The organism is Stenotrophomonas sp. DDT-1 (assembly GCF_001580555.1).
Lineage (GTDB): Bacteria > Pseudomonadota > Gammaproteobacteria > Xanthomonadales > Xanthomonadaceae > Stenotrophomonas > Stenotrophomonas sepilia.
The window spans coordinates 18869-29764 of sequence record NZ_LEKR01000054.1 but is presented as its reverse complement, the minus strand read 5'-3'; the positions used below and the strand labels follow the sequence as shown (position 1 = coordinate 29764).

Below are 10896 nucleotides of genomic sequence, written 5' to 3'. Positions count from 1 at the left end.
CAAGAATGGTGCCACCACGCTGACGCTGTCCGGTGCCAACACTTACAGCGGCGGTACCACCATCAATGCCGGCACGCTGGCGCTGGGCACGGGCGGCAGCCTTGCTGCAGCAGGTGATGTCACGTTGGGTGCAGGCGCTGGCTTTGATATTTCCGGTGCCGGCAGCAGCCAGGCCATCGGCGCGCTCAACGGTGCGGGTGGCAGCACCCTGGCGCTGGGCGGCACTTCGCTCACCTTCGGTACGGCCGGCAACGCCGCGTTCGATGGCGTGATCAGTGGCGGCGGCAGTCTGATCAAAGCAGGCGCGGGCGTACAGACGCTGTCCGGTGCCAACACGTTTGGCGGCGGCGTAACGCTCAACGCGGGCGGACTGGTGCTTGGCAATGATGCAGCGTTGGGCACCGGCGCATTGACTGTTGGTGGTGCCGCCACGCTGGATACCACCGGCTTGGCAACGCTGGCCAACAACATCGCGCTCAACGCCGGGCTGACCGTGCTCGGGACCAATGCACTGACGCTCAACGGCGTCCTGTCCGGGGCCGGCAGCCTCACCAAGAATGGCAGCGCGACGCTGACTTTGAACGGCGCCAACACCTATACCGGTGGCACCAACATCAACGCCGGCACGCTGGCGCTGGGGGCCGGTGCCAGCCTGGCGGCGAGCGGTACCGTGAACCTCGCCACGGGTGCCACGCTGGATCTGTCTGCCGGCAGCGGCACGCAGCAGTTCGGCACCCTGGTCGGCAATGGTACGGTGAACCTCGGTGCCAACTCGATCGAGGTCGGCGGCGCCACCAATGGCACCTTCAGTGGCTCGATCGCAGGCACCGGTGGCCTGACCAAGGTGGGCGCGGGCATCGAAACGCTGACCGGTGCCAACACCTACACCGGCGGCACCTTCATCAATGCTGGCACGCTGGCGATTGGTCCGGGCGGCAGCCTGGCCGCGACCGGCGCGGTGACGCTGAGCGCTGCGGGCACCGGCTTCGACATCTCCACCGCAGGGGCCAACCAGACCATCGGATCGTTGAACGGCGTGGCCGGCTCGACGGTGAGCCTGGGGGCACAGACGCTGACACTTGGTGGTGTGGGCAACAGCCTCTTCGATGGCACGATTTCCGGCACCGGTGGCCTGGTCAAGAATGGCACCGGCATCCTCACGCTGGGTGACGCCAATCTGTTCAGTGGTGGCGTTGCACTGAACGGCGGTGGCCTGGTGGTCGGCAACAACGCTGCGCTCGGCAGCGGTGCGTTGACGGTCGGAAGCAACGCAACGCTGGATGCAACGACCGGTGCCAGCCTGTCCAACAACATCAGCCTGGCAGCGGGTGCCAGCCTCGATCTGCTCGGCAGTCAGGCGCTGACACTGGGGGGCGTAATTTCCGGCACGGGCGGGCTGATCAAGGACGGTGCGGCCACCGTAACCCTGAGCGGTGCCAACACCTACACCGGGGGGACCACCATCAACAGCGGCACACTGGCGATCGGTGCCGGTGGCAGCCTCGCCGCAACCGGCGCGGTGAACCTGGCCGGTGCGGGCACGCTCGACATCTCCGCGGGTAACCAGGCCATCGGTTCGCTGGCCGGCGTTGCAGGCAGCACGGTGGCGCTGGGCGGCAGCACACTGACCCTGGGCGGCACCGTGGACAGCACCTTCAGCGGTGTGATCGGCGGCAGTGGCGGCCTGATCAAGAACGGTGCGGGCGTGCAGACGCTCAATGGCGCCAACACTTTCAGCGGTGGCGTGGCGCTCAACGCCGGTGGCCTGGTGGTCGGCAACAATGCTGCGCTGGGCACCGGTACGGTGACGGTCGGAGGCGCTGCGACGCTCGATTCGAACACTGCGGTCATCCTCGGCAACAACTTCATCCTCAGCAACGCGTTGACCGTCCTGGGCAGCAACAACCTCACCCTCAACGGCAACCTGAGTGGTACCGGCAGCCTGACCAAGGAGGGTGCCGCGACGCTGACCTTGAACGGCACCAACACCTATACCGGCGGCACCAACATCAACGCTGGTACGCTGGCACTGGGTGCGGGCGCGAGCCTGTACGCCAGTGGCATCGTCAACCTGGCCTCGGGGGCGACCTTCGATCTGTCGGCAGGCAGCGGCACGCAGCAGTTCGGTACCCTGATCGGCAACGGCACGGTGAATCTGGGCGCCAACACGCTGACGATCGGAGACGCCACCAATGGCACGTTCAGTGGTTCGGTGGCCGGCTCCGGTGGGCTGATCAAGGAAGGCTCCGGTACCCAGACGTTGACCGGCACCAACACCTTCACCGGTGGCACCACCATCAACGCCGGCACGCTGGCGATCGGCGCCGGTGGCAGCCTCGCTGCGACCGGTGCGGTGAACCTGGCCAACGCCGGTACCACCTTCGACATCAGTGCGGGGGGCGCGCAGGCGATCGGTTCGCTGGCAGGCGTGGCAGGCTCTTCATTGGCGTTGGGTGGCAGCACGCTGACCCTCAATGGCGTGGGCAATACCACGTTCGCCGGCACCATCGGAGGTGCAGGGGGGCTGGTAAAGAACGGCGCAGGCATCCAGGGCTTGACTGGCGTCAACGTCTTCACGGGCGGCGTGACCCTCAATGCCGGTGGCCTGCTACTGGGCAACGACGGTTCGCTGGGAACCGGTGCGCTGACCGTAGGCGGCAACGCCAGCCTGGATGGCACCAGCGCGCTGACGCTGGCCAACACCGTGCAGCTGGCCAGCGGCACGCTGACTCTGGGCGGCAGCAACGCACTGACCTTGAACGGCCCGATCAGCGGCGCTGGCGGCCTGCTGAAGGATGGCGCAGCGACGGTCACCCTCGGCGGTGCGAGTACCTATACCGGCGCCACCACCATCAACAGTGGCACGCTGGCGGTGGCGGCCGGTGGCAGCCTGTCCGGTGCCAGCACGGTCAACCTGGCCGGTGCCGGTACGCTGGATATCAGCGCCGGTGGCAGCCAGAGCATCGGAGGCCTCGCTGGCGTGACCGGTTCCAGCGTGGTGCTGGGCGGTGCAACGCTGACCACCGGCGGCAACAACGCCAGCACCACGTTCGCCGGCGTCCTCAGTGGCACCGGCGGCCTGGTGCAGAGCGGTACCGGCACGCTGACCCTCAGTGGCGACAACACCTATACCGGAGGCACCACCATCAACGGTGGCAGTACGCTGCAGATCGGCAACGGCGGCAGCACCGGTTCGGTGCTGGGCGACATCACCAACAACGGCAGCCTGGTCTACAACCTCGGCACCACGGCAACCGTGGGCGGTGTAGTCGGCGGCAGTGGCAGCCTGACCCAGGCCGGCAGCGGCACGCTGGTGCTGACGGGCAACAACACCTACACCGGCGGTACCACCATCAATGCCGGTGGCACATTGCAGATCGGCAACGGCGGTGCGACCGGCGCGATCGTCGGCGACATCACCAACAACGGTGCGCTGGTATCCAACGTGGCCGGCAACACCACGCTCGGTGGCACCATCAGCGGCAGTGGCGGCCTGACCCAGGCCGGCAGCGGCACGCTGACCCTGACCGGCAACAACACCTATACCGGCGGCACCACCATCAATGCCGGTGGCACGTTGCAGGTGGGCAATGGCGGTGCGACCGGCGCGATCACCGGCAACGTTGCCAACAACGGCAGCCTGGTGTTCGACGTTGCGGGCAACACCACGGTCGGCGGTGCGATCAGCGGCAGTGGTGGCCTGACCCAGGCCGGTAGCGGTGTGCTGACCCTGGTGGGCAACAATACCTACACCGGCGGGACCACCATCAATACCGGCGGCACGCTGCAGGTGGGCAACGGCGGCGCGACCGGCGCCATCGCTGGCGACATCACCAACAATGGCGCGTTGATTTCCAACGTGGCCGGCAACACCGCGCTGGGCGGCACCATCAGTGGCGGCGGCGGCCTGACCCAGGCGGGCAGCGGTACGCTGCTGCTGACCGGGACCAACACCTATACCGGCGGCACGACCATCAACGCCGGCAGTACGCTGCAGCTGGGCAATGGCGGGGCAACGGGCTCGATCGTCGGTGATGTCACCAACAACGGCACGCTGGTGTCCAACCTGGCGGGCGATACCACGCTGGGCGGCACCATCAGCGGCAGTGGCGGCCTCACCCAGGCCGGCAGCGGTACGCTGACCCTGACCGGCAACAACACCTATACCGGCCCGACCACCATCAACACGGGTGGCACGCTGCAGGTGGGTAATGGCGGCGCCACCGGTGCGATCGGCGGCAGCGTCACCAACAACGGCAGCCTGGTGTTCAACGTGGGCGGCAACACCACCGTCGGCGGTACCATCAGCGGCAGCGGTGGCCTGACCCAGGCGGGCACCGGCACCGTGATCCTGACCGGCAACAACACCTATACCGGCGGCACCACCATCAACACCGGCGGCACGCTGCAGGTCGGCAATGGGGGCGCCAGCGGTGCAATCACCGGTAATGTCAGCAACAACGGCAGCCTCGTGTTCAACGTCGGCGGCAACAGCACGGTGGGCGGCACCATCAGCGGCAGTGGCGGCCTGACCCAGGCCGGCACCGGCACCCTCACGCTGACTGGCAACAACATCTACACCGGGGGTACCACCATCAATGCCGGCGGCACCGTGCAGGTCGGCAACGGTGGGGCCAGCGGCTCAATCATCGGCAACATCACCAACAACGGTGGCCTGGTCATCAACACCGGTGGCACCACCACGCTTGGCGGCAGCATCACCGGCGGTGGCAGCATCGTGCAGGCCGGCCCGGGCACGCTGAATCTGGGCGGCAACAGTGGTGGCTTCAGCGGCACCGGCCAGGTCACCGGCGGCGGCCTGAATGTCACCGGCAACATCGGCGGACAGTGGACCATCGGCAGCGGCACCACGCTGTCCGGAACCGGCACCATCGGGGGTACCGGCGGTGGCGTGACGGTATCCAGCGGCGGCGTGCTCTCGCCGGGCAATGGCCCGGGCAACGGCAGTGGTGCAGGCAACGGCACCGGAACGATCACGGTGGGCGGCAATCTGAACCTGTCACCGGGCAGCACGCTGGGCATCGACCTGGGCGCCACCGGCAGCGACACGGTGCAGGTCGGCGGCAGCGCGAATGTGGGCGGGAGCACCGTGCGGGTGAATACCATTTCGCCGAGCACAAGCTACCAGCAGGGCCAGCAGTACACGGTGGTCAATGCGGGCGGTGGCGTGAGTGGGCAGTTCGCCTCGGCAACCTCGCCGTCGGCCTTCCTGACCATCACTCCGGTGTATACCGCGAACACGGCGAACCTGCAGATCGACGTGGCGCAGACCGCAGCGTTCACCACCGTGGCCAACACGCGCAACCAGTACAACACCGCCGCGGCGCTGGACAGCCTGCCGCAGGGTGGCGCGGCCTTGGGCCTGTACAACACGGTACTGATGTATGACGCCGGCACTGCGCGCAGCGCGTTCGACCAGCTCTCCGGTGAAGTACACGCGGCCGGCCGCGCGGTGCTGCTGTACGACAACTACCTGGAAGAAGGCATCCGCCAGCGACTCGGCAGCGAGTTGCCGACCGTGCGTGGCGAGCACGCGTCGGCCTGGTTGGCCGGCAGCGGCAAGGTGTTCAGGCAGGATGGCGACGGTAATGGCGATGAGATCCGCGCCAATCGCAATGCGCTGATGGCCGGTGTCGACTGGCAGCTGGGCTAGCACGTGGTGCTGGGTGCAGCGGCCGGCAACGAGCGGCTGGATACGCGGTTGTATGATCGCAGCTCGCGGGCCCGCCTGCGTGGCCACACGTTCGGCCTGTATGCACAGGGACAGTGGAACAACGGCTTCGCGGTGGGCGGCAGCGTGTCGCGCGGTGACTACCGGACGCGCACCACGCGTGAAGTGCCGTTGTTGGGCCAGACCCTGTACAGCCGCCAGGATGCCGATGTGACCATCGCCCAGGTGGAAGGCAGCTGGACATGGACCCACGGCAGGACCCAGCTGCAGCCCTATGTGCAGTTCACCAAGCACTGGGTCGACAGCGATCGTGCGGTGGAGCAGGGTGGCAGCGCGGCACTGGTGCTGGAAGGCGGCAAGGACACGCTCAATGTCAGCACCGTGGGCGTGCGTGGGCGCTGGGACGTGGGCAGCGGCGAGCGCTTCCCGGCGCAGCTGACGGTCGGCCTGGGTTGGCAGCATGCGTCGGGGGATACCGATGTAGCCAGCCGCAACCGCTTTGCGGTGGGCGGCGACGCCTTCGATGTCTACAGCGCGGTGATGGCACGCAATGCCCTGGTCAGCCAGGTGGGTGTGGCGGTCGGCCTCGGTCGCAACAGCCAGCTGTCGATGTTCGTGCAGGGCCAGCATGGCGATGGCCGCCGCGATGTGGGTGGGCAGATCAACCTGCGCGTCGGGTTCTGAGCAGGGGATGCCTGCGGTAGATCAACGCCCTTCGTGGATGGCACCGGGGCGGGAGCGCTACAGCTCCCGCTCCATTTCAACGGCGTCGATCCCGGCGCCATGCCCATCGGGCACGATGCGCGCCACCTGGAAACCCAGGCCGGCATAGAAGCCCTGGGTGTGCTGGCTGGTGCTGAGCGCGATGCGGTCGATCGACGGATCGCTTTCAGCCTGGTGCAGGCGCGCGAGTGCCAGTTCGCGGCCCAGTCCCTGCCGGTGCAGCGCGCGCTGCACCATGCCCCAGCAGAAGCCGGCGCTGCCGTCGCTACGGCGCGAGAGGCCACCACAGGCGACGACGTTTCCATCGCGCTCGATCACCTGGAATGCACAGCCCGTGGCCTGCTCGCGCAGGAAGCGTTCGAAGTCGCTGCGCTCTTCGGGCGCGAAGTAGGTGGGTACGTTGCTGTCGAAAATCGACAGGCAGGCGCGTGCGGCGGCGGGTTGGTAGACACGAAGGCTCATGCAGCCACCCTAGCGTGCGGAGGGGGCTGCGTGGCCTCCGGGTTATGCTGTCGGGCAACGGGAGTGACCGCGCGGCAGGATCCGCCGACCCCATTCGTCTTCCCGCCTGCAACGGAGCTGCCCAGCGATGCCCGATCCTTCTTCTTTCCGGACTGCCCAGCTGATGCGCGGTCTGCTGTTTGGCGTGGTGGGACTGTTGATCCTTGCCGTGGCCGCCTTCGAGGTGACACATCGTCTTGAGTTCCTGGAGGTCGCGCAGGCCGTTGATGGCCAGGTTGAGCGCCTGAACGCCGGCGGATCGCATCCGCAGGTCGCGTTCACCACCGCGACCGGCCACCGCGTCTCGTACCCGCAGGGCGGCATGATCTTCGGCTATGAGCCTGGGCAGCCGGTACGCGTGCTGTACGACCCGGCGCAACCGCGGCTGGAGCCGGTCCTGGACACGTTCGGTGCGCTGTGGGGAATGACGGTCGTGTGGGTGCTGCTGGGGCTGGCGTTCGTCGGCGCCTGCGTGCGGAGACTGCTCCGGCGCAGATGACCTGCGGGCGGATCGCGCGCCGTCGGCGGGCCGGCCGTTGGACCGGCCACGACGGCAGGGCCTGTTCAGTCCGGTAGTACCTGCGGCGATTCCCGCCAGCCAAACAAAAAAGCCGCCCACTGGGCGGCTTCTTCATTTATCTGGCGGAGAGAGGGGGATTCGAACCCCCGAAGCGCGGTTTAGACGCTTACACACTTTCCAGGCGTGCTCCTTCAACCACTCGGACACCTCTCCGGATCCCTGCCATCGGCAAACGCCTCAGCAGGGGCGCAGATTCTAGCGGGCGGCGCGGCCGGACACAAGCGCCCAGATCAGGACGCATCCGGGGGCATTGTTGGCGAAGGGGCTGGACAGGCATGGCACAATGGAACATCCGATGGAAAACGGTGGCCTGATGTCCTATCTCGTCCTTGCCCGCAAGTGGCGTCCGAAGCGTTTTGCTGAGCTGGTGGGCCAGGAACACGTGGTCCGTGCGCTCAGCAACGCGCTGGACAGCGGCCGGGTCCACCACGCGTTCCTGTTCACCGGTACCCGTGGCGTGGGCAAGACCACCATCGCGCGCATCTTCGCCAAGTCGCTCAACTGCGAGCAGGGCACCAGCGCCGACCCGTGCGGCCAGTGTGCCGCCTGCCTGGACATCGACGCCGGCCGCTACATCGACCTGCTGGAAATCGACGCCGCGTCCAACACCGGCGTGGACGACGTGCGCGAGGTGATCGAGAACGCGCAGTACATGCCCTCGCGCGGCAAGTACAAGGTCTACCTGATCGACGAAGTGCACATGCTGTCCAAGGCGGCGTTCAACGCACTGCTGAAGACGCTGGAAGAGCCGCCGGAGCACGTGAAGTTCCTGCTGGCCACCACCGACCCGCAGAAGCTGCCGGTCACCGTGCTCAGCCGCTGCCTGCAGTTCAATCTCAAGCGCCTGGACGAAGACCAGATCCAGGGCCAGATGACCCGCATCCTGGCGGCGGAAGAGATCGAGGCCGACGGCAGCGCCATCGTGCAGCTGGCCAAGGCCGCTGACGGCAGCCTGCGTGACGGCCTGTCACTGCTGGACCAGGCGATCGCCTATGCCGGCGGCGCGCTGCGCGAGGACGTGGTGCGCACCATGCTGGGCACTGTGGATCGCACCCAGGTGGCGGCGATGCTGGATGCGCTGGCCGAGGGCGATGGCCCGCGCCTGCTGCAGGTGGTGGCCGCGTTGGCCGAATTCTCACCGGACTGGAGTGGCGTGCTGGAAGCGCTCGCCGAAGGCCTGCACCGCATCCAGGTGCAGCAGCTGGTGCCGGGTGCCGCCGTCGCGGAAGGCCTGGATGTCGCATCATTCGCCGAGCGCCTGCGCCCGGAAGTGGTGCAGCTCTGGTACCAGATGGCCCTGAATGGTCGACGCGACCTGCCGTTGGCGCCGAGCCCGCGCGCCGGCTTTGAAATGGCCGTGCTGCGCATGCTGGCGTTCCGCCCGGCCGCAGCGGTACCGTCGGTGCCGAAGGCCGTCGACGGTGCGGTGGGAGGCACGCCGGGTGGCAACGCTGCCGGTGGTGGCGCCGATGCCGGAAGCCATGAAGCGACGCCGGCTGCTGCCGTCGCTTCGGCCAGCCCGGCCGTGGCGGCGCAGGTGGCCGCTCCGGCGGCTGCACCGCGCGAACCTGAACCCGAACCCGAGCCGGCCCCGCAACCGGAGCCGGATCCGACGCCTGAGCCCGAGCCGGTGCCGGTGGAAGAGCCCGTGTCACCGCCGCCGGTGAAGGCCGAGGCGCCGGCGCCTGCCATCGCAGCAGAGGCAAGCGATGAGCTGCCGCCGTGGGCCACCGACGAAGCCGAGGCGCGGGATGGGGCCCTGGCGGCCGAGATGGCCGGCCCGGATGCCGCCATGGTCGCGCCCTGGCATGAACCGCCGGCTCCCGCCGCGGATCCAGGCGAACCTGCGCCGCCGGAGCGTTCGTTCCGCGCCGAAGGTATTGCCATTGCGCCGGCCGAACCGGCTCCGGCGCGTGAGGCCGCGCCGCAGGAAGGTGTCAGCGAGCTGGCCACTGCCGAAGACTGGCTGGACCTGGTCGCCAACAGCGGCCTCAGCGGCCCCTCGCGGCAGCTGGCTGCCAACGCTGCCTTTATCAGCTGCCAGCACGGGACCTTGAAACTGGGCCTTTCGCCCGGATTTGAGTACCTGCGCTCGGAGCGCGCGCTGGCTGCCCTGGGCGAGATGCTGGAGAAGGCCCTGGGCCAGGCGCCGAAGATCGTGGTCGAGACCGTGGAAACCGAACACGTTCCGGCCGAGACCCTGCATCAGCGTGCCGACCGCCAGCGTGGCGAGCGGCAGCAGGTGGCAGAGGCCGTTTTCATGGATGACCCGGAAGTGCAGGTGCTGATCCAACAGCACGGTGCCCGGGTTGTTTCCGATTCCATCCGTTCTTTTGACGAGTAAGACACTATGCGCGGCAATATCGCCCAACTGATGCAGCAGGCCCAGAAGATGCAGGAAAACCTGCAGAAGGCCCAGGAAGAAATCGCCAGGATCGAAGTGACCGGCAGTGCCGGCGGCGGCATGGTCAGCGTGACCCTGACCGGCGCCAAGGAATGCCGCAAGGTGCGCATCGACCCGTCGCTGACCAGCGACCCGGAGATGCTGGAAGACCTGATCGCCGCCGCCTTCAACGATGCCTCGAACAAGATCGATGCCGAGTCGAAGTCGAAGATGGGTTCGGCCACCGCCGGCATGCAGCTGCCGCCGGGCATGAAGCTGCCGTTCTGATTGCCAGCGTGGCATCCGTGCAAGCGGGTGCCACAGAATCTGTAGCCGTCGAGCTCGCTCGGCGCCATCAAAGCATGCCGCCGTGTCCGCATCCCTGCTTGAACAACTGATCGACGCACTGCGGGTGCTGCCTGGCGTAGGCCAGAAGACGGCGCAGCGCATGGCCTACCACCTGCTCGAGCGCGAGCGCGAAGGCGGCCAGCGCCTGGCCGAAACGCTGGCCTTGGCGGTGGAGCGTATCGGCCACTGCGCGCAGTGCCGCGACTTCAGCGAAACCGAGCTGTGCCCGACCTGTGCCAACAGCAGCCGCGAGCGCAGCCAGCTGTGCGTGGTTGAATCGCCGGCCGATCGTCTCGCGATCGAGAACGCGACGGGGTTTCGCGGTGTCTACTTCGTGCTGCAGGGCCGGCTGTCGCCGCTCGATGGCGTCGGCCCGCGCGAGCTGGGCCTGGAGCAGCTGGAGCAGCGGCTGGCCGAAGGTGAGGTACAGGAGCTGATCATCGCCACCAGTGCCACCGTCGAAGGCGAAGCCACCGCGCATTACCTTGCGCAGCTGGCGCGCGCGCGCAAGGTGCAGCCCAGCCGGCTGGCACAGGGCCTGCCGCTTGGCGGCGAGCTTGAATACGTTGACCGCGGCACGCTGTCGCACGCGTTCGGGACGCGCAGCGAATTCCGCGATTGAGCACCACCCGGGCATCGCCCGGCGCGGCCGGCCTACAATGCGGAAGA

General features: G+C 67.7%; 5 protein-coding genes, 1 tRNA gene and 1 pseudogene. 5 read left to right on the top strand and 2 right to left on the bottom strand.

Annotation, left to right across the window (positions count from 1 at the left end):
* Nucleotides 1-6376 (top strand): annotated as a pseudogene (locus AB839_RS18865) (autotransporter-associated beta strand repeat-containing protein); the annotation flags it as partial.
* Between the two features lie 57 nt (nt 6377-6433).
* Here AB839_RS18865 and AB839_RS18860 read toward each other — a convergent pair.
* Nucleotides 6434-6877: a GNAT family N-acetyltransferase gene (locus tag AB839_RS18860; protein ID WP_061480527.1), complete on the bottom strand. Its 444-nt coding sequence runs from the start codon at nt 6875-6877 to the stop codon at nt 6434-6436.
* Nucleotides 6878-7004: 127 nt separating this feature from the next.
* Between AB839_RS18860 and AB839_RS18855 the strand changes: the two genes are divergently transcribed.
* On the top strand, nt 7005-7415 hold the full coding sequence (locus AB839_RS18855; protein WP_275045211.1) for a DUF3592 domain-containing protein: 411 nt from the start codon (nt 7005-7007) through the stop codon (nt 7413-7415).
* 141 nt (nt 7416-7556) lie between these two features.
* On the opposite strand, the gene AB839_RS18850 is transcribed toward AB839_RS18855, so the two are convergent.
* Nucleotides 7557-7649, bottom strand: a tRNA-Ser gene (locus AB839_RS18850).
* A 142-nt stretch (nt 7650-7791) separates the two neighbouring features.
* Between AB839_RS18850 and dnaX the strand changes: the two genes are divergently transcribed.
* From dnaX to recR, 3 genes are all read left to right on the top strand, one after another.
* Nucleotides 7792-9840 carry a DNA polymerase III subunit gamma/tau gene (dnaX, locus tag AB839_RS18845; protein WP_061480528.1) on the top strand — a complete coding sequence of 683 codons (2049 nt, stop codon included), beginning with the start codon at nt 7792-7794 and terminating at the stop codon, nt 9838-9840.
* Nucleotides 9841-9846: 6 nt separating this feature from the next.
* A complete protein-coding gene (locus tag AB839_RS18840) occupies nt 9847-10167 on the top strand; it encodes a YbaB/EbfC family nucleoid-associated protein (RefSeq protein WP_019659509.1) in 321 nt (106 codons plus the stop codon).
* A gap of 82 nt (nt 10168-10249) precedes the next feature.
* A complete protein-coding gene (gene recR, locus AB839_RS18835; RefSeq protein ID WP_061480525.1) occupies nt 10250-10849 on the top strand; it encodes a recombination mediator RecR in 600 nt (199 codons plus the stop codon).
* The last annotated feature ends 47 nt before the right edge of the window (nt 10850-10896 follow it).